This is a genomic window from Aequorivita echinoideorum, from assembly GCF_018476645.1.
Taxonomy (GTDB): domain Bacteria; phylum Bacteroidota; class Bacteroidia; order Flavobacteriales; family Flavobacteriaceae; genus Aequorivita; species Aequorivita echinoideorum.
This window is the reverse complement of sequence record NZ_JAHCTB010000004.1, coordinates 157,421-177,132: the sequence shown is the minus strand read 5'-3', so window position 1 is coordinate 177,132 and position 19,712 is coordinate 157,421. Positions and strand designations below refer to the sequence as shown.

At 38.5% G+C, this 19,712-nt stretch carries 16 protein-coding genes; 12 read left to right on the top strand and 4 right to left on the bottom strand.

Annotated features, from left to right (window positions below):
• Positions 1-20 precede the first annotated feature (20 nt).
• Entirely contained in the window at positions 21-545 is a 525-nt protein-coding gene (locus tag KIV10_RS10060) for a DUF7935 family protein (protein WP_214113384.1), read from the top strand.
• On the opposite strand, the gene KIV10_RS10055 is transcribed toward KIV10_RS10060, so the two are convergent.
• Both KIV10_RS10055 and KIV10_RS10050 read right to left on the bottom strand, forming a co-directional pair.
• Entirely contained in the window at positions 542-1,456 is a 915-nt protein-coding gene (locus KIV10_RS10055) for a patatin-like phospholipase family protein (protein WP_214113383.1), read from the bottom strand. The two genes, KIV10_RS10060 and KIV10_RS10055, sit on opposite strands and share 4 nt — an antisense overlap.
• Complete coding sequence (locus KIV10_RS10050) at positions 1,453-3,507, bottom strand: M1 family metallopeptidase (protein WP_214113382.1); 2,055 nt, start codon at positions 3,505-3,507, stop codon at positions 1,453-1,455. The genes KIV10_RS10055 and KIV10_RS10050 overlap by 4 nt, the downstream gene beginning before the upstream one ends.
• A 91-nt stretch (positions 3,508-3,598) precedes the next feature.
• Between KIV10_RS10050 and recG the strand changes: the two genes are divergently transcribed.
• Positions 3,599-5,716: an ATP-dependent DNA helicase RecG gene (gene recG, locus KIV10_RS10045; protein WP_214113381.1), complete on the top strand. Its 2,118-nt coding sequence runs from the start codon at positions 3,599-3,601 to the stop codon at positions 5,714-5,716.
• 37 nt (positions 5,717-5,753) lie between these two features.
• On the opposite strand, the gene KIV10_RS10040 is transcribed toward recG, so the two are convergent.
• Positions 5,754-6,302 carry a hypothetical protein gene (locus KIV10_RS10040; RefSeq protein WP_214113380.1) on the bottom strand — a complete coding sequence of 183 codons (549 nt, stop codon included), beginning with the start codon at positions 6,300-6,302 and terminating at the stop codon, positions 5,754-5,756.
• A gap of 100 nt (positions 6,303-6,402) precedes the next feature.
• Positions 6,403-6,636 (bottom strand): hypothetical protein, encoded by a 234-nt coding sequence (locus KIV10_RS10035; RefSeq protein ID WP_214113379.1) that lies wholly within the window; start codon positions 6,634-6,636, stop codon positions 6,403-6,405.
• Between the two features lie 227 nt (positions 6,637-6,863).
• Between KIV10_RS10035 and KIV10_RS10030 the strand changes: the two genes are divergently transcribed.
• The 10 genes from KIV10_RS10030 to KIV10_RS09985 all read left to right on the top strand — a co-directional run bounded on the left by KIV10_RS10030 (position 6,864) and on the right by KIV10_RS09985 (position 19,691).
• The gene (locus KIV10_RS10030; protein WP_214113378.1) at positions 6,864-8,261 is read left to right on the top strand and encodes an FAD/NAD(P)-binding protein; all 1,398 of its coding nucleotides are present in this window, start codon (positions 6,864-6,866) and stop codon (positions 8,259-8,261) included.
• A 77-nt stretch (positions 8,262-8,338) separates the two neighbouring features.
• Complete coding sequence (locus tag KIV10_RS10025; RefSeq protein WP_214113377.1) at positions 8,339-10,543, top strand: RelA/SpoT family protein; 2,205 nt, start codon at positions 8,339-8,341, stop codon at positions 10,541-10,543.
• A 29-nt stretch (positions 10,544-10,572) separates the two neighbouring features.
• Positions 10,573-11,043: a Fur family transcriptional regulator gene (locus KIV10_RS10020; protein WP_214113376.1), complete on the top strand. Its 471-nt coding sequence runs from the start codon at positions 10,573-10,575 to the stop codon at positions 11,041-11,043.
• Between the two features lie 6 nt (positions 11,044-11,049).
• Positions 11,050-12,321 carry an adenylosuccinate synthase gene (locus KIV10_RS10015; RefSeq protein WP_214113375.1) on the top strand — a complete coding sequence of 424 codons (1,272 nt, stop codon included), beginning with the start codon at positions 11,050-11,052 and terminating at the stop codon, positions 12,319-12,321.
• Between the two features lie 54 nt (positions 12,322-12,375).
• The gene (locus KIV10_RS10010; protein ID WP_214113794.1) at positions 12,376-14,130 is read left to right on the top strand and encodes an OstA-like protein; all 1,755 of its coding nucleotides are present in this window, start codon (positions 12,376-12,378) and stop codon (positions 14,128-14,130) included.
• 73 nt (positions 14,131-14,203) lie between these two features.
• Positions 14,204-15,382 carry an aspartate aminotransferase family protein gene (locus tag KIV10_RS10005; RefSeq protein ID WP_214113374.1) on the top strand — a complete coding sequence of 393 codons (1,179 nt, stop codon included), beginning with the start codon at positions 14,204-14,206 and terminating at the stop codon, positions 15,380-15,382.
• Between the two features lie 146 nt (positions 15,383-15,528).
• A complete protein-coding gene (locus KIV10_RS10000; protein WP_214113373.1) occupies positions 15,529-16,929 on the top strand; it encodes a tetratricopeptide repeat protein in 1,401 nt (466 codons plus the stop codon).
• A gap of 36 nt (positions 16,930-16,965) precedes the next feature.
• Positions 16,966-17,943: a DUF368 domain-containing protein gene (locus KIV10_RS09995; protein ID WP_214113372.1), complete on the top strand. Its 978-nt coding sequence runs from the start codon at positions 16,966-16,968 to the stop codon at positions 17,941-17,943.
• Between the two features lies 1 nt (position 17,944).
• Complete coding sequence (locus tag KIV10_RS09990) at positions 17,945-18,967, top strand: DUF368 domain-containing protein (protein WP_214113371.1); 1,023 nt, start codon at positions 17,945-17,947, stop codon at positions 18,965-18,967.
• Entirely contained in the window at positions 18,960-19,691 is a 732-nt protein-coding gene (locus tag KIV10_RS09985) for a shikimate dehydrogenase family protein (RefSeq protein ID WP_214113370.1), read from the top strand. The genes KIV10_RS09990 and KIV10_RS09985 overlap by 8 nt, the downstream gene beginning before the upstream one ends.
• The last annotated feature ends 21 nt before the right edge of the window (positions 19,692-19,712 follow it).

The following is a 19,712-nucleotide window of genomic DNA, read 5'->3' as shown; positions in this document are numbered from 1 at the left end:
AACTTTATATCTTAATTAAAATGGAAGAAGCAACCCAAGTTCTAAGTTATTTTGCCTATTTATTGCCAGCGATTGTAGTAGGAGTCGTTGCCTATTATTTTTTCAGCAGCCACACAAAAAATGAAGAGGGACGTAGAAGGTATCTAATCCAAAAAGAAGCACAGAAGCAGATTTTGCCTTTGCGCTTACAGGCTTATGAAAGAATTACCCTTTTTCTGGAACGTATAGACCTCAACAGTCTCTTGGTTCGCGTAAAACCTTTCAGCGATAAAATTGAGGTTTACGAAAATCTTTTGGTAAAAAATATTGAGCAGGAATACGAACACAATCTTACCCAGCAAATTTATCTTACGCCGGAATGCTGGAACCTTGTAAATGCTGCCAAAAATGCTACCATTCACGTAATTAGGCAAGGGGTTATGCACGAGAAAGATGGAAATGTGGACAAAATGCGCCAATATTTATTGCAAAGTTTTATGGAGGAAATTTCTCCTTCACAAAAGGCATTGACCTACGTGAAAAAGGAAGTAAGTGAACTTTTTTAAGATTCCTGCGCTTTTATTTCGTTTACCTCGTTGTTTTTCAATTGGGCGTACTGAAACCCACGCTCCCACCACTGGCTCATTTCGTCTTTATCAAAAATTAGGGAATTGGTAGTCAAAACCGTGGGAGTGTAGTACAGATTTATGATAGCATCCTTATTTGTGGCTACAAATTTTCCAATCCTAATATTCTGTTTTTCAATTCTATCTGCCATATAGGTGTGCATATTTGTGAGCAGCGAAAAAACATTTTTTGAAGGAAGACGGTTGTAATACGTAACTTCCGTTTCCAAGACAATTACATCTACCGTAGTAGCTCCACGGTTAATAGCTTCCTCAATTGGCACCATGCTACCAAAACCGCCATCGGCATACTCGCAACCCTCTTTTTGAACCAAACTCATAAAGGGTGTAAAATTTGAGGAAATCCAGATCCAATCACAAAAATCTTTATATTCAAAATCTTTAATAGACTTGTATTCCACTTGATTGAGCGATAGATTGGAAACAGTAACCACAACGTCCTTTCCCGATGCTTTTAAATTGTTGAATTCAATTTCGGTCAAGGTTTCAGCAATCAATTTTTTCAGATTTAAACTTTCGCCGAATGTTTTTTTTCCCCTAATAAAATTTTTTAGCACCGTAAGATGGTCAATGCCAATTTGCTTTCCGCCAAACTTATCTTTTTTAATGGTGAACGGCCTACTGCTAAAAATGCTGTCTTGGTTCACGGAAGTAAAAACGCCTTTAATTTTTTCGACTTTGTTTAGCGCCAGATGCGATATGAGCAAACTGCCCGTAGAAGTACCCACAAGGAGATTGTAGTCGTGGTGCAGCTCCTCCATTAAATATTGCGCTACGCCTCCAGCAAATGCGCCCTTGCTTCCGCCACCAGAAATAACCAACGCCCTCATTCTTGAAGAATTTTATTTAGATAACGAGATGCTTCGGGTGAAATTTCCGTTTTCAGATTCTGAAATTGTCGCCAATAATTCTCATTTTGAAGTAGTTGTTTCAACATTTCCTTGGAAGATTTTGAAAAACGCCAAGTAGGGTGCACCGCAGCTTCCGCAAGGTTTTTAAGTGATTCCTCGTTCCAGAGTTGAAGTTCATTCACAAATTCAAAAGCTTTCTCACGAATTTCAAAACTCCATTTTGTGGAGGCATAATTTTGTAATTCAGCCAGATACTTTTCCTTTTCTGAATTTTCAAATCCATCCGTAAGCAGCGCCAAAGCCAGCCACAATTGCCGAATGTTTTTATTCTGAAATCCTTCAAATTCCTTTGTTTTTTTTAGATATTCAGCCCTATTTTCTGGAAACTGCAACCAAAGTTGGTACAATGCCGCTTCCATCGTTACATACGATTCATCATTCAAAAGGCTCTCATATTCCTTTTGAAGTTCCTTCGGAATGGTTTGCAGTGAAAGCGCTACCGCTTGCCGCACGTATAGATTGTTGCTTTCAAAAGCATTTTTATAGAGGGGAAGCGTTTCTGAAACTGGCTCATCAACCAATTGAAAAACAGCTTCCTGCCCAATGAAATCATTCGGAAAAGTAAGCGCGGTTTTCAACTGGATTTTTTTTTCTGAAATAGGAAGCCCACGAAGCGCGGAAATTTCAAAATATTTTTGAATAAATGACGATTTTAACAAAGATTGGTATGCTTCCTCGCTTTGAAATGCGCTTTGTTTTAGCCAATTATTTTCAAAATCCGCAATTTCCATTTGTGAAACGGCTTTAACTTCATTCAAAAAATCTTGGGTAGATACGTTCTTGAATTTGTATTCTTCCAAATAATTTTTAATTGCTGCTTTAAATGCTTCATCCCCTATTTTCTCACGCAAAATATGAAGCGCCCACGCTCCTTTTTGATAAAAAGTAAGCGAACTCGCTTTTGGATCCAATAGCGATTCGCCTTTGCCATCATCGCTCGCAGCCTTTAATTGCTCGGCGGTTTGGTAGAGTTGCCAATAAAAATAATCTTCGCCAAAAATTTCCTTTTCTGCCAATAACGCATAATAAGTGGCGAAACCTTCCTGCAGCCAATGGTCCTCATTCGCGGTCTCGGTAACCAAATTCCCAAACCACTGGTGGGCCAGCTCGTGCGCATTTACATTTACATAATTCCTATCATTAAACCCTGTAGAATCCACCACAAACGCTTCAGAAAAAAAGGTCGCCGTTGTATTTTCCATTCCCGCATAAAGGAAATCACGGACGGGAGCTTGCTTGTAATTTTGCCACGGAAAAGGCAGACCGATTTCGGTTTCCAAAAAGTCGAAAATCTTTTTGCTGTAGCGGTACGTGGGTTCTACTTTTAGGGAATCTGATGGTTTATAATACAATTCGATTGGAATTCCGGATTTTGAAATGAGTTCTTTTTTGTCGAAATTGCCGATTGCGAAAGCTACCAAATAACTGGACATAGATTCTTTCATATCAAATTGCCAACTATTTACTTCGGCATTGGTGGCGATTTTTAAAAGCTTTCCGTTGGAAATTACTTTTTTTTCATTTGGGGCTAAAATGGTTAAATCGAATTCAATTTTATCATTTACATCGTCGATGCTTGGCAACCAATGCGAAGTATATTTACCCTGACCCTGCGTCCAAATTTGATCCTCAAAAAAATAGACTGTTTGCTTTGGAAAAACTTGATATGAAATATCTACGCTATATTTTTTGCCTTCTTCAAAATTTGATACCAACCATATTTTGTTTTCGCTTTCTGAAATTTTAATACCATTTTCGTTACTCTTAAATAATTCAAAATTTACCGCATCGAGAAAAACGGAATCTACGTTTTTCAACATTTTAAAATCGATTTTCACGCTTCCTTCCACTTTTTTTTCAACAAAAGAAGGCTCTACAATTGCGGAAATCTTTTGAAAATCCACCACATCTGTCTGTTGTGAAAAAACTGGAAAGCTTGAAAAGAAAAGCGCAATGAGGAATTTATTCATTTTAATGAAGAGCAATTTTTATGAGTCAGCAAATTACAAATTTTCAGGCAATGGGATTTCCCGCAATCGTGGGAATTAGTATTTTCGTTTTATGAATGCCAATTTCCTGCAAACTCCCATAGATTACCTGAAAGGCGTTGGTCCCAATCGGGCAGATTTGCTGAAAAAGGAACTTGGAATCCACACGTTTCAGGATTTGCTGAATCTTTTTCCTAATAGATATTTAGATCGGACGCAGTATTATAAAATCGCGCAATTGCAGCAAACCAATGCCGAAGTCCAAATTATAGGAAAAATCACGCACATAAAAACCGTTGAACAAAAACGTGGAAAGCGACTCGTGGCAACGTTCGTTGATGAAACTGGCTCGATGGAATTGGTTTGGTTCCGAGGGCAAAAATGGATTCGCGAAAATTTAAAAATTAACGTTCCGTATGTCATTTTCGGGAAAACGAATTTTTTCAATGACACTTTTAGCATGCCACATCCCGAGATGGAATTGCTTGAAACGCACGAAAAAAGCATTCGTTCAGCGATGCAGCCCGTGTACCCTTCCACCGAAAAGTTAACGAATAGTGGTATTACGAACAGAGTGATAAATTCCTTAATGCAGCAACTTTTCATTGAAAGTAAAAATGCATTTTCAGAATCGTTATCGAAAACGATTTTAAACGAATTAAAATTGGTTTCGAAAAAAGAAGCACTTTTTAATATTCATTTTCCCAAAAGTCATGCGCACCTGGCACGTGCGCAATATCGATTGAAATTTGAGGAATTATTTTACATACAGTTGCAATTGATCCGAAAAAATCTGATCCATAAATCCAAAATTAAGGGATATACTTTCGAGAAAATTGGACATAATTTCAACACTTTTTTTTCGGAACATTTACCATTCAATTTAACAGAAGCACAGAAGCGCGTAATTAAAGAAATTCGGAATGATTTGGGAAGCAATGCCCAGATGAACCGATTATTGCAGGGTGATGTGGGTTCAGGCAAGACCATTGTAGCGTTGATGTCAATGTTAATAGCACTTGACAACGGTTTTCAAGCTTGTTTAATGGCTCCAACTGAAATTTTGTCAGTTCAGCATTATCAAGGTCTTACCAAATTATGTAAAAAACTGAATACCAGCATTGAATTACTTACTGGTTCAACAAAAACTTCAAAAAGAAGAGAAATTCATAAAAAGCTTGAAAATGGTGAGTTAAACATTTTGATAGGAACCCATGCCCTGCTTGAGGACAAGGTAAAATTTAAAAATTTAGGGCTGGCAATCGTTGACGAACAGCATCGATTTGGCGTAGCACAACGCAGTAAATTATGGCATAAAAATGAATACCCACCACACGTTCTGGTGATGACCGCCACCCCTATTCCCCGCACCCTCGCGATGAGCGTTTATGGAGATTTGGATATTAGCGTAATTGACGAACTTCCGCCGGGCAGAAAGGACATTAAAACAGTGCATCGATTTGACTCAAATAGACTCAAGGTATTTCGGTTTATCAAGGATGAAATAAGCAAGGGAAGACAAGTGTACATTGTCTATCCGCTAATTCAGGAAAGCGAAACGATGGATTACAAAGATTTGATGGATGGTTACGAAAGTATTGTTCGGGAATTTCCACCCCACGGTCCGGGCCCCAATTATCAAGTATCCATAGTGCACGGCCAAATGAAACCCGCAGATAAAGATTATGAAATGAGCCGGTTTGTTAATGGTGAAACGCAAATAATGGTAGCGACCACAGTTATTGAAGTGGGCGTAAATGTTCCAAACGCAAGCGTCATGGTCATTGAGAGTGCAGAGCGTTTCGGGTTGTCGCAACTGCACCAATTACGCGGCCGTGTGGGTAGGGGCGCAGAACAAAGCTATTGTATATTAATGACCGGCCACAAACTTTCGGCAGATGCAAAAACGAGACTTGAAACTATGGTGCGAACGAGTGACGGCTTTGAGATTGCGGAAGTAGATTTAAAACTTCGTGGACCAGGAGATATAATGGGCACACAGCAAAGCGGGGTGTTGAATCTTCGGATTGCAGATATTGTAAAGGATTCAGAGATTTTGAAAATTGCTAGAAGTTATGCCTCGCAAACATTGAAAGCCGATCCAAATCTTTCTTCCGAAGAGAATATTCCTCTTAAGGAAGCATACTCGCAGCTCGTGAAGTATCGAAATATTTGGAACTATATTTCGTAAACATTTCAAAAGAATACTTTAAAGGTAAAGGAAATCTTTACTTTCTTAAAAGTGCTTCCACGTAATTGTGTGTAGTTAGATACTCAACGCGCATTTTCCGAAGAAATTTCAAGACATTTTCACGTGATTTAAATTCTGGCGCAAGACAATCCTCAAATTTATCATTGGAGACCGTAACGCCAATGTACCAGTTTCCTTTTCTATAAAAATATTGGTCTTCTAGCATTGGGCCCACATCATTTGATTCCAATGTTGCATCTATAAACATAGGAAGTAAATTAATGGTTTTGGTAGAAATCTCTGTCTCATAAAAAGTAAAAAAGAAATCTTCGCCGTTTACACTAAACGGGACATTAAACTCCACATCCAAATGCTGCAGTTGGTATTTCGTATTTATATAATTGTAAAATTCATCCGCTTCTTTTGGATCCTCAAAAACGAAAACATATTTTTTGGGAAATTGCCTTTTAATTTTTTTTCCTTTTACAACTTTATCGGTTTCAATCTTTGGCGCAATGCGAATTGGGATGCAGCTTGATAACGCTAATAAGGACGACATTAAAATGATATGTAATAATAGTTTCACATACAAAAATTAGAAACCAAAGTTACTGATTTGATTTTTTAATCAAAAAATCAAATACATCAATAATACGAGCTTTCCAATAGAAGGATTTTCACATTCATCACTTTTCCTTTTTGCGTGGATTTCCATCCTCATCGTGTTGCTTTATATCCTTGGCGTCCATTCCTGGTCGTGCCGCGTTTTCTTGCTGTTCTTTTTTGGACTCTTCCCAAACACGCTGAATTTGTTGCTCCTTGGGGTCGCTTGTGCGCTCACCCGGTTTTACGTCCCAACGCTTTTGTGGTTTTGGAGCATTTTCATTTTTTTCCTTTTCTGAATTTCCTTTGGTTTTCATAATACTTAAATATTTGAATGATACAAACGAATGTAAGCGCAATGTTTGTTAATTTGACTTAAGAAATTGCAAGTGATGGTTAAATGTTTTTGAAAAAGGTATATCTGTTATAGTTTATCAAAAGTTTCAAATATTTTAAACATTAGAGAGAAAACCTTTTCACTACTTTTGATTCCGCAAATATCAAATTATTTACGAATAGAATCCGCGAAAATTTTAGTAAGAAAATGAAGAAAATAGGCATTGTTGGTGGTGGGTTTTCTGGTACCATGCTCGCGGTTCATCTTATTGAAAAATCCAATTGTGCTGTTGAAATATTTATTTTTGACAATAGCGAATCTCCCAATCGTGGAATTGCATACCAACCCTACTCAAATGCTCATTTGCTGAATGTTTCGGCTCAAAAAATGAGCGCATTTCCCAGCAAACCAGATCATTTTGTTAATTGGGTAATGCTTCGAAGAGATTTTTCCGAAAAAAATAGGCAAACCGTGGCACATTCTTTCCTACCAAGAAAAATTTACGGAGACTATTTGCAATCTATTTGGAACAACGCAATAAAAATTGCTGCCGAAAAGCAGATTATCATAAAAAACGTTGACGAAACTGTTACAGAACTTTCCGTTGCAAACAATCATATTTCTTTAAAAACCAACGGCAAAACCGTTGCAAATATTGATTGCTGCATTCTCGCTACCGGAAACAATGAGCCCAGAAATCCACAAATTGGAAATATGGATTTTTACCAAAGCAACAACTATTTCAGAAATCCTTGGAAACTTTCTTCCGTTAAGGGGCTTAATTCAAATTTACCCGTTTTGATTATTGGTAACGGTTTAACTATGGTCGATACCGTTTTTGGTCTCAGGGAGCAAAATTTCAATGGTCAAATTTATAGTATATCACCCAATGGCTTCGGAATTTTACCGCATACAGAACTTGAAAATTATACAAGAATCATTGAAGAACTTCCCCAGAAAATCTCGCTTCATAATCTTTTCAGTTTTGTAAATAAACATTTAAAAATCGCCCGAAAAAATGGTTATCCTCCCGAATCCGTCATTGATGCTCTTCGCCCTCATCTGCAAAAGTTTTGGCAGTCTTTTTCAGAGTATGAAAAACAACTCTTTATGCGAAGATTCAGACATCTGTGGGGCAGTATCCGCCACCGAATACCAATGGATTCGCATAAAAAAATTCAAGAATTATGCGATGACGGCATTCTCCACATAATATCTGGCACACTTCTCAATATGAACGAATTTCCAGAACATATTTGTGTGAGATATTTTGACAAAAAGAAATCCACCGAGCAGGAAATAATTGTTTCAAGAGTGATTAATTGTACTGGACCAGAAACAGACCTCCTTCGCTTGGAGGGAAATTTCTTGACCCAATGTTTAAATAAAGACCTTTTGAAGCAGGACGCTCTGAAATTGGGAATAAGTACGAACACCGAAAATTTTAAAATAATAGACCGCGAAAACAAACCACAGGATCGACTTTACACATTGGGGCCCAACTTAAAAGGTGAATTATGGGAAAGCACCGCCGTAAATGAAATACGCACACAGGCAGAGAAACTTTCAGAAATTATTTTGAGGGAAATTGCGTCTCAACCTTAATTATTAGCTCCCTATACATACTCACGCTCGGCATTAATTTTGTTGCTTATTAATATTCTTATCAGTACATTTAGTTTATGACAGAAGCCGCATTAGAAAAAGAAAACAAGGAGCTTACCAAACAGTACAAACAGTTGCTGAAAATCAGTTACCGTACGTTGAGTGCGGAAGACAAAAAATTGATTAGAAGCGCTTTTGATCTTGCCGTGGAAGCACACAAGGACCAACGCCGAAAAAGCGGGGAAGCCTATATATTTCATCCCATAGCTGTAGCAAAAATTGTGGCTTCAGAAATTGGCCTGGATGCCACATCCATTGCGGCTGCACTGCTTCACGATGTCGTGGAAGACACCAAATATACACTGGAGGATATTGAGCAAAGTTTCGGCACCACTGTTGCCAGAATTGTAGATGGACTCACAAAAATTGCGCACATTTCCATGTCTGAAGACGTTTCCATGCAAGCGGAAAACTTCAGAAAAATGCTTTTGACGCTTAATGAAGATATTCGCGTAATCATTATAAAAATTGCGGATAGGCTGCACAATATGCAGACTATGGACAGCATGCCAGCCCACAAACAACAGAAAATCGCTTCAGAAACGCTCTATATCTACGCACCGCTTGCCCACAGAATTGGACTTTACAATGTGAAGACCGAACTTGAGGATTTAGGATTAAAATTTACCGAGCCGGATGTATATGCAGATATTTTGGGCCGAATAAAGGAAAGTAAGGAAGAGCAGGACGCTTATATTGAAGCATTCAATAAAGTGATAAAAGATTCGCTGGATGCCGAAGCACTTGATTATGAAATAAAAGGGCGGCCAAAATCCATTTTTTCCATTCGCCGAAAAATGATGGCGCAAAACGTGAGCTTCGACGAAGTTTATGATAAGTTTGCTGTACGCATAATTTACAAAAGCACGCCTGAAAATGAAAAATTTCTGGCGTGGAAAATATATTCCATAGTTACCGATCATTTTAGACCGAATCCCATACGGCTTCGTGATTGGATTTCTTCACCAAAATCTACAGGTTATGAAGCACTTCACATTACGGTCATGGGGCCAAAAGGGCGATGGGTTGAAGTGCAGATTCGCAGTGAGCGCATGAATGAAATTGCCGAGAAAGGTTTTGCCGCACACTATAAATACAAAAACAAGGAAAAAGATGACGGCGGCCTTGAAAGCTGGCTGAACAAACTTCAGGATACCTTGGAAAATTCTGAGATAAGCGCGGTCGACTTCGTTGAAGAATTCAAATTGAACCTTTATGCAAAGGAAATTTTTGTATTCACGCCAAAGGGTGATCTTTATTCGCTTCCCAAAGGTGCCACGGCTTTAGACTTCGCATTTCACATCCATACAGAAATAGGGATGCATACACGCGGAACAAAAGTGAATGGAAAACTGGTACCGCTGAGCCACGAACTTAAAAGTGGTGATCAAGTAGAAATTATAACTTCAGATAATGCCAAGCCTACTGCCAACTGGCTCAATTACGCCACAACAGGACGCGCTCGTTCAAAAATAAAATCATCGCTAAAGGAAGAAAAGAAAGAAATTGCCGAAGAAGGAAAAATGGTCCTGGCTCGAAAATTAAAGTCCTTAAAGTTGAATTTGGACGAAAATTTAATAAACCAATTGGTTATTTATTTCAAAGTTAAAACCAGTTTGGATCTATATTACCGCGTGGGCGCTGGAATTATTGATAACCAAAAATTGAAGGATTTTGCGGCATCCCGAAGCAATGCATTTATTTCGTTCTTCAAAAATAGAATCCGAAAACCAGAAAAACCGGAAGATGTAAACAAGGAAGAGATTACTGAAAAGTTTGACCAATTGGTTTTTGGCCGGGACGAGGAAAAACTGGATTATAAAATGGCAAATTGCTGCAATCCCATTCCGGGAGATGATGTTTTTGGGTTTGTAACGGTTAACGAGGGTATAAAAGTCCATAAAACAAACTGTCCAAATGCGCTTCAACTGCAAAGCAATTACAGTTATAGAATTATGCCCGCCAAATGGATAGACAGTACGCAGCGTGAATTTAAAGCGGTACTCAACATCACGGGAATTGATACCATAGGATTGGTAAATGGCGTTACCAAGGTAATTTCAAATAACCTTCATATTGATATGAAAAGTGTCCATTTTGACAGTAATGATGGGGTATTCACTGGGAAAATCGTTGTGATTGTAAAAAACAAAAACATTCTCAACAATCTTGTTGAAAACATCAAAAAAATAAACGGAATTGATAAAGTTACCAGAGTATAAAATTTAAGTAACTTTGCAACCTTGAAAATATGAGTACAAAAACAGACATACACAATCAAGCAATAGTAAAGAATGTTTTTACCTCTTTTTTAGAGGAAAAGGGGCATCGTAAAACGCCGGAACGTTACGCTATTCTTCAGGAAATTTATGACCACGATGATCATTTTGATATAGAATCATTGTACATAAATATGAAGAATAAAAATTATCGCGTGAGCCGTGCTACTCTATATAATACTATTGAATTGTTGCTAGAATGCGGTCTGGTGCGCAAACATCAATTTGGACAAAATCAAGCTCACTACGAAAAATCATATTTTGACAGAAACCACGACCACGTGATATTGGCAGATGGTGATGTGATAGAATTTTGTGACCCGCGCATACAAAGCATAAAAAAAACGATTGAAGAAGTTTTTAATATTGAAATTACCAACCATTCACTTTATTTCTACGGAAATAGAAAACCATCCGCGCACGCTGAGGCGGAAAACCAATAATATATTATGGCAGTAGACTTACTACTTGGATTACAATGGGGCGATGAAGGCAAGGGAAAAATTGTCGACGTTCTCACAAAAAACTATGATATTATCGCACGTTTCCAAGGCGGACCAAATGCGGGTCACACTTTGGAATTTGATGGACACAAGCATGTGCTGCACACCATTCCCAGTGGAATTTTCCATGACGGCACCATAAATTTAGTGGGGAACGGAGTAGTTATTGATCCTGTTATTTTCAAAAGGGAATTGGACAATCTTGAAAAATTTAATATAGATTTCAAAAAAAACCTTCTTATTTCGCGCAAGGCCCATCTTATTTTACCCACACATCGTTTGCTTGATGCCGCTTCTGAGGCTTCAAAAGGAAAGGCAAAAATTGGTTCTACGTTAAAAGGTATCGGTCCCACCTATATGGATAAAACAGGCCGAAATGGAATTCGCGTCGGCGATTTGGAAATGGATAACTGGCAGGAAAAATATCGTTCCTTGGCGGATAAGCACGAAGCAATGATCGATTTTTACAATGCTGAAATCCAATATGATCTCTCTGAACTTGAAGCAGAATTTTTTAGAGCAGTTGAAGTTCTGAAAACCCTTACGTTCATTGATAGTGAGGAATATCTGCACAAAGCACAACAAGAAGGCAAATCGATTTTAGCGGAAGGCGCCCAAGGTTCATTGCTGGATATTGATTTTGGCACCTATCCTTTCGTTACCTCTTCAAACACTACGGCTGCCGGCGCTTGCACCGGTTTGGGCGTAGCACCGGGTAAGATAAAGGAAGTTTATGGTATATTCAAAGCATACACCACTCGTGTGGGCAGCGGACCCTTCCCTACCGAGCTGTTTGATGAGGACGGAGCTACAATGGGTCGTGTGGGTAATGAGTTCGGAGCAACCACAGGGCGTCCGCGTCGCTGCGGATGGTTGGATCTTGTGGCATTGCGATACGCTGTGCAAGTGAATGGCGTTACACAACTTATAATGATGAAGGGGGATGTTTTGAGCGGATTTGAAAAGTTGAAAGTTTGCACTGCCTATAATTATAAAGGCGAAACCATTCAGCATTTTCCATATAACATTGAAGCTGAAAATGTAACTCCTGTTTATACTGAAATGAAAGGTTGGGAAGCAGATTTAACTAAAATGACCGAAGCTTCACAAATGCCGAAAGCGCTAAACGATTACATTGATTATCTTGAAAAGGAACTGAATGTACCCATCAAAATAGTTTCTGTGGGACCTGACAGAAAGCAGACTATCATTAGATAATCATTTTTTTCAGATATTTTCGTTTATATAATGACAAACAATTTTTAGTTGAAAATATCATTTTTCATATTTATACTTCTATTTTTTTTCTTCGGAATACATATTTCCGCCCAAGAGAAGCAAAAGGTTGATATTCAATCTGGTTATTTGGAACTTAAACCAGAATTCCCAAATGCGGCTATTTATACCAAAGATGAAACGGGACAAGTATACATTATCCACGAAGGCGTGGAAATGTGGTGTGATCAGGCATTTGTGTATTTGAAAAATAATTTTGTAAAAGCTTATGGGAAAGTCAGGATTACGCAGGGCGATACTGTTTCAATGGACAGCCAATACGCTGAATATAATGGAAATACGCAATTTGCATTCGCAAGTGGAAATGTAATCTTGACAGAACCAAAAACAACACTGGCTACAGATACACTCTATTTCGACAGAATTAAACAGCAAGCATATTACCGCACGGGAGGTACCGTTCGCGATACCGCAAGCGTGCTCACCAGCAAATCTGGAAGGTATTTTGCGGAGAGCAAAAAATATCAATTTTTACAGGATGTGAAAATTGTAAATCCCAAATACACGGTAAATAGCAACCAACTCGATTTTTTTTCTGAAACTGGAGCCGCATATCTGTACGGTCCCTCCACTATTGTAAGTGAGACCAGCACGGTTTACTGCGAGCGGGGTTATTATGATACGCGTGGAGATACTGGATATTTCGTAAAAAATTCAAAAGTTGATTATGAAAACCGAACGCTGTATGGCGACAGTATCTACTTTGACAGAAATAAAAGTTTTGCATCTGCCACCAATAATATCAAGGTTCTGGATACGGCAAATCAGAGCATCATTCGCGGTCATTACGCAGAGGTTTTTCGGGAAAAAGATTCTGTTTTTATAACAAAGCGGGCAGTTGCGGTAACCGTTCGGGATAATGATTCCATCTACGTGCACGCGGATACGCTTCAAGTAACGGGAAAACCAGAATTGCGCGTTATAAAAGGATTTTATAGGGCACGACTTTTCAAACCCGGAAAATTGGGTGACGAACCTACCAGCGGTAAATGTGATTCCATCTATGTTTATGAAAAAACCGGAATTACCAAATTGCTCCGAAATCCTGTTCTCTGGAGCGGTGAAAACCAAATGACGGGCGACACAATCCATATTTTATCCGATACCATTACAGATCAATTGGATACGCTTAAAGTTTTCAACAATGCATTTTTAATTCAAAAGGACAGCTTGAGTACCGGTTTCAATCAGGTTAAGGGCGAACGGCTTATTGGCCTCTTCACAAATAACGAGCTCGATACCGTAAACATAAACAGGAATGCTGAAGTAATCTACTATTCGCGGAACGATGCTGGGGAATTGGTGGGGATAAACAACACGCTATCAAGTTCCATCCAAATGTATCTGGAAGAACAACAAGTGGCGGGAATCCGTTTTATAAAAAAAGCGACCGGAAAAGTATATCCACCATCAATGCTGCCGGAAAATGCGAGAATCTTACCCGGTTTTGGTTGGCGCGGCGAAGAGCGATTATATTCGGTTGAAGATCTATTTAAAGGAAAACCGGCTCCCGTGCTCCCAAAAATTACTGGAATTCCTTTGCCGAAGGATGAAGGTGAATTTTTTGAGGATATTCCTGAAGAGGATATCGAACTTCCACAGGAATCAAAATTAAGCCCAAAAGATTTATTGAACAGACCCGATGATCCCAAGCCAGAGACCTTGGAAAGCGAGGCTATTCGTGATTCAATACAAAAAGTGAATGATTTTATTCCGAAGGACACACAATAATTTTTCGTTTGAGCGAAATTTATCTTTTTTAAAAAACTATCCTTAAATTTCATTCAAAGCACATTTCAATTAAATGAAAGAAGATTTCTTCAAATATCAAGCACAGACCACTCCGCATCCGTTAGCACTGGAAATCTCGCACGCAGTGGGAAGTTATATTTATGATACTTCGGGAAATAAACATTTGGATTTTGTGGCGGGAGTTTCTGCGTGTACACTAGGTCACTGCCATCCGCGCGTGGTTTCGGCAATAAAAATGCAAGCTGAAAAATATTTGCATGTAATGGTTTATGGCGAATATATTCAACAGCCCGCGGTGGAACTAGCCAGATTACTTTCAGAAAATCTTCCGAAGAATTTAGACACCACATATTTGGTGAACAGTGGCACCGAAGCTATTGAAGGCGCATTGAAGCTGGCGCGGCGCGCAACCGGGAGAACCCAACTTCTATACGCAAATAACGCCTACCACGGAAATACGATGGGCTCGATGAGTGTGATGGGTTTTGAGGCGCGCAAAACTGCCTTTGAACCTTTGGTACAGGACTGTTATCCCATAACCTTCAATAAGGATGTGGATCTGCAAAAGATAACATCGCAGACCGCTGCCATTATTTTGGAAACTATTCAGGGTGGAGCGGGATTTATTCAACCGGAAAATGATTACTTAAAAAAAGTAAGGGCTCGCTGCAATGAAACAGGAACGTTATTGATTCTTGACGAAATACAGCCGGGATTTGGCCGCACCGGTAAACTTTTCGCATTTGAACATTTTGAGATTGTTCCAGATATTTTGGTTATGGGAAAAGGAATGGGCGGCGGCTTGCCAATTGGAGCTTTCACAGCTTCACATACAGTTATGGCTTTGCTCCAGGACAACCCAAAACTTGGCCACATAACCACTTTTGGCGGTAATCCCGTGATTGCGGCTGCCGCTTTGGCAACGCTTCAAGAGTTGACGGAAACGGATATTGTGCAACAAACGCTTCAGAAAGAAGAATTATTCCGAAAATTGCTGAAACACCCACTAATCACTGAAGTTAGGGGAAGAGGATTGATGCTGGCAGCAATGCTGGAAACTGACGAATTGGCTACCAAAGTAATACTTGAATGCAAAAACCAAGGGCTTATTCTTTTCTGGCTTCTTTTTGAAGGCCGCGCACTCCGTATAACACCTCCATTAACCATAAGTCCTGCGGAGATTGAGGAAGGATGTAATATTCTAATAAATGTTTTAAATAAATTTCAATAACGAACACTTTACTCAATACATTTGTTAATAGGAGTTTATCCTCTACATTTCTGTTGATAAGTTCGTTAACAATAAACGCGGCATAACTATTGAACTTATATTTACATTATTATCTTTAAAATAGAAGAAACCGTTAAACCGTGCGTATGCAATTAAGTTCAAACGAGCACAACAACTTTTCTCTCGCCAGATTTGAGTCAATGCTTAAGACCAATAGTGTTCTTTTCTTTGACTCTGAGGAATTTGAGGAAATAGTGCAACACTACTTAGAAAACGGAAAAATGGCACTGGCCAAAAAAGCTACCAAACTGGGGCTGGAACAACATCCAACTTCTACAAATTTGAAGCTTTTCCAAATTGAAATGTACATTTTTGAAAACCAACTGGACGTTGCGGACGAACTGTTGGATGCGCTCTATCTCCTTGAACAGAGCAACGAGGAAATTTACATTCAAAAAGCAAATATTTTTTCCCGCCGTGACAAGCACAAAGAGGCTATAACCCTTTTGGAACAGGCGCTCGCCATTACGGATGATGAAGCGGATGTACTGTCATTGCTGGGTATGGAATATCTTTTTATGGAGGATTATGAAAATGCCAAGCATTATTTTATGAAATGTTTGGAACAGGATGAAGAAGATTATTCTGCACTGTACAATATTATTTACTGTTTCGAATATTTGGAAGAATACGAAGCAGCGATAGATTATTTGAACGATTTTCTAAATAAAAATCCATACAGCGAAGTTGCTTGGCACCAAGTGGGCAAGCAATATTTTGAGCTAAAGGATTTTAAAAAAGCACTTGCCGCATTTGAATTCGCCATTATTAGTGACGACAGTTTCATAGGAGCGTATCTAGAAAAAGGAAAGGTTCTGGAAAAACTAAAAAAATATGAAGAAGCCATTGAAAGCTACTCTATTACGCTGGGGCTTGATGATCCAACTTCGTATGCTTTGTTACGTATTGGGAAATGCTATGAAAAATTGGGAAATTCTGAAATGGCGCTTCAATTTTTTACCAAATGCGTGGAAGAGGATTCATTGTTGGACAAAGGTTGGATAGCGATCACTGACTTTTACTTCAAAAGCAAGCAATACCAAAAAGCACTTTATTACATAGAGAAGGCCATTAATATTGATGGCGAAAATGTGCTTTACTGGAAGCGTTACGCCAAAATAAACAATAGATTGAGCCTCTTTGAAGAAGCTGAAGTGGGTTACAGAAAAGCTTTGGAATTGGGTAATTACGAGTTAGAATCGTGGATTACACGCGGCGATATCCTTATAAATTTAGGGGAATATGATGCTGCCATAAACAACTTCAATCAATCCCTTGAATTTTATCCAGAGCATCCAGAGGTGGAATATCGCTTGGCAGGCCTTTATTTCACACTGAATCAAAATGAAAGAGGAGTTTTCCATTTGAAGAATGCATTAAAAGCTGAACCCGATTATATTATGATTATAGAGGAACTTTTTCCCTCCGTTTTTGAAATGAAAATCGTAAAGGAAATAATAGATAAGCACGAAAATCCTTCCCTTTAATTTATGTACTTTTGGGGTGTAGCTTAACAAAAAACTATGCCTCAACGCAACGCACTTCAATATTTATTGGTAACTGCCAAAGGCCTCGCAATGGGCGCCGCAGATGTTGTTCCGGGAGTTTCCGGAGGAACCATTGCATTTATTTCTGGCATATATGAAGAATTGATTGAAACAATCCACAATTTGGACTTTGGCTTTTTTAAAAGCTGGAAAAAAGAAGGTTTTAAGCTTGCTTGGAGAGCGTACAATCTTTCATTTTTATTGGCTCTTTTCAGTGGAGTTTTCATCAGTATTATTTCTCTTGCCAAATTGATAACGTATTTATTGGATGAACATCCCATTTTGGTTTGGTCCTTCTTTTTTGGGTTGGTAATAGCAAGCATTGTCTATGTAGGCAATCAGATTTCAAAATGGAACGCAATTGTTGTAGTTGCTTTAATTTTAGCTTCAATTCTATCTTACTTTATCACAATTGCAGAGCCAGTCGGTTCACCGGAAAGCACTTGGTTTCTATTTCTGGCTGGATTTGTTGCTATAATTGCGATGATTTTGCCCGGGATTTCTGGAGCATTTATTTTGCTGTTGCTGGGTGCCTATACCACCGTAATCGGGATTATAACGCAATTAAGTGAGGGAATTACATCATTAAACAGTACGCTCATCCTCGGTGCCCTTGGCAAACTTGCCGTGTTTGGCATCGGCGCAATTTTTGGGCTCAAAATGTTTTCGCGCGTACTCAACTGGATGTTCAAACACTATAAGGATATTACGCTTTCCGTGCTCACAGGATTTATGGTTGGGGCTTTAAACAAAATCTGGCCCTGGAAAGAAGTACTTGAATATCGAACAAACCACGCTGGAGAAGAAATTCCATTTCTTGAAAGAAGTATTTTACCCGGAAATTTTGTGGGAGATCCACAAATACTCTATGCCGTTATTTTTGCGATCATCGGTTTTTTGACCATATTTTTATTGGAAAGAATTGCCGTAAAAAAACAGGTTAAGCAATTGTAATATGTACGAAAATCGTTCATTTTCAGACAAAGTCTGGTTGGTCCTCAAAGGACTGGGAATGGGCGCTGCCAATAAAGTACCGGGCGTTTCGGGTGGAGTGGTTGCCTTTGTCGCGGGATTTTATGAAGAATTCATTTATTCACTTCAAAAAATAAATAGAAAAGCATTCAAATTACTTTTGGGCAAACGCTTTAAAAGTTTTTATAAATATACCAACGGCCAATTTCTAAGCCTCTTGATTTTGGGAATGGTAATCAGCTATTTCAGCATTTCAAAAATTCTGGATTATTTAATTGACCATTACGAACTCTACGTTTGGAGCGCTTTTTTTGGAATGATTATTGGCTCCATTTATTTTATTGCCAAGGATTTTGGCGATTGGAACCGAAAATATGCAGCCTATTTATTGTGTGGTGTAATTGCGGGCGTTGCCATTAGTTTTTTGGAGCCCGCAAAGGAAAACAGCAATTTATTTTTTGTCTTTTTCTGCGGAATTATAAGCGTTTCTGGGATGACATTGCCAGGACTTTCGGGCTCATTTATTTTAATACTTTTGGGAAATTACGTATTGCTATTGGTGGATTCCGTAAATGCGTTGTTTGATACTTTTGCGAATGTTTTCCAAGGTGATTTCAGCTGGATAAACAATCCCGAGCGCATTGAACTTTTGAAGGTGTTGGCCGTATTTTCGCTCGGTTCACTCGTTGGCCTCGTTTCACTTTCGCATTTGCTTGCTTATGTACTAAAACGTTTCAAAAAAGCCACCTATGCCGTAATCATCGGTTTTATTGCAGGTTCCTTGGGCGTAGTTTGGCCTTGGAAAGAAAAAAAATATGATCTCGATTCTTTAGGTCAAGTTCGATATGATGCCAATGGGCGCGAGATTATTCGTGGATATGATCGCTATTTTCCATCAGAATTTAATACGGAAACGATGTTGGCAATTTTCTTTGTAATCGTTGGAATTTTATTGGTTTTAAGTTTAGATTGGTACGATAATTATAAAAAAGGTCAGCGTGTCTAAATTTGGTTTGATAGGAAAAAACATCAGCTATTCTTTTTCAAAAAAATACTTTTCTGAAAAATTCCAAAAGGAAAAATTACCGCATTCCTATGAAAATTTTGACATAGCACAGATAGATTATTTCCCACAGATTCTTTCCGAAAACACTAATATTAAGGGTTTGAATGTTACCATTCCGTATAAGGAAAAAATTATTCAATACTTAGATGGCGTTGATGAAATTGCAAAAAAAATTGGTGCGGTAAATACCATTAAAATAACTGAAACCAGAAAATTGATAGGTTACAATACCGATTATTTTGGGTTTCAAAAATCGCTTGAGGAATTTCTTCCGCTTCAGAAAAAAACGGCATTTATTTTAGGAACCGGCGGCGCTTCAAAAGCGATTGCCTTTGCGCTTGAAAATTTAGGCTTCAGCTTTACGTACGTCAGCAGAAATGCTGGATCGGAAAGTTTGGCTTATTCAGATTTGAGCAAAAATATTATTGAAAATAATCTACTGATAATTAACTGTACGCCATTGGGTACGTTCCCTAAAATTGAAGAATTCCCTCCCATTCCGTATCAATTTCTTACTGAAAATCATTTGCTTTTCGATTTGGTTTATAACCCTTCTGAAACGGCATTTCTAAAAAAAGGAAAAGAAAATGGCGCAAGGACGAGCAACGGACTCAAAATGCTTCAATTGCAAGCAGAAAAAGCTTGGGAAATTTGGAATTCCTAATTTTCGACCCCAAAGCACCAA

What these genes read in the sequence shown, in the direction of transcription:
- recG (WP_214113381.1), top strand. Translation starts at nt 3,599, where the DNA reads ATGAATGCCAATTTCCTGCAAACTCCCATAGATTACCTGAAAGGCGTT.
- KIV10_RS10005 (WP_214113374.1), top strand. Translation starts at nt 14,204, where the DNA reads ATGAAAGAAGATTTCTTCAAATATCAAGCACAGACCACTCCGCATCCG.
- KIV10_RS09995 (WP_214113372.1), top strand. Translation starts at nt 16,966, where the DNA reads ATGCCTCAACGCAACGCACTTCAATATTTATTGGTAACTGCCAAAGGC.
- KIV10_RS10035 (WP_214113379.1), bottom strand. Translation starts at nt 6,636, where the DNA reads ATGAAAACCAAAGGAAATTCAGAAAAGGAAAAAAATGAAAATGCTCCA.
- KIV10_RS10060 (WP_214113384.1), top strand. Translation starts at nt 21, where the DNA reads ATGGAAGAAGCAACCCAAGTTCTAAGTTATTTTGCCTATTTATTGCCA.
- KIV10_RS10050 (WP_214113382.1), bottom strand. Translation starts at nt 3,507, where the DNA reads ATGAATAAATTCCTCATTGCGCTTTTCTTTTCAAGCTTTCCAGTTTTT.
- KIV10_RS10030 (WP_214113378.1), top strand. Translation starts at nt 6,864, where the DNA reads ATGAAGAAAATAGGCATTGTTGGTGGTGGGTTTTCTGGTACCATGCTC.
- KIV10_RS10000 (WP_214113373.1), top strand. Translation starts at nt 15,529, where the DNA reads ATGCAATTAAGTTCAAACGAGCACAACAACTTTTCTCTCGCCAGATTT.
- KIV10_RS10020 (WP_214113376.1), top strand. Translation starts at nt 10,573, where the DNA reads ATGAGTACAAAAACAGACATACACAATCAAGCAATAGTAAAGAATGTT.
- KIV10_RS09990 (WP_214113371.1), top strand. Translation starts at nt 17,945, where the DNA reads ATGTACGAAAATCGTTCATTTTCAGACAAAGTCTGGTTGGTCCTCAAA.
- KIV10_RS10015 (WP_214113375.1), top strand. Translation starts at nt 11,050, where the DNA reads ATGGCAGTAGACTTACTACTTGGATTACAATGGGGCGATGAAGGCAAG.
- KIV10_RS10055 (WP_214113383.1), bottom strand. Translation starts at nt 1,456, where the DNA reads ATGAGGGCGTTGGTTATTTCTGGTGGCGGAAGCAAGGGCGCATTTGCT.
- KIV10_RS10025 (WP_214113377.1), top strand. Translation starts at nt 8,339, where the DNA reads ATGACAGAAGCCGCATTAGAAAAAGAAAACAAGGAGCTTACCAAACAG.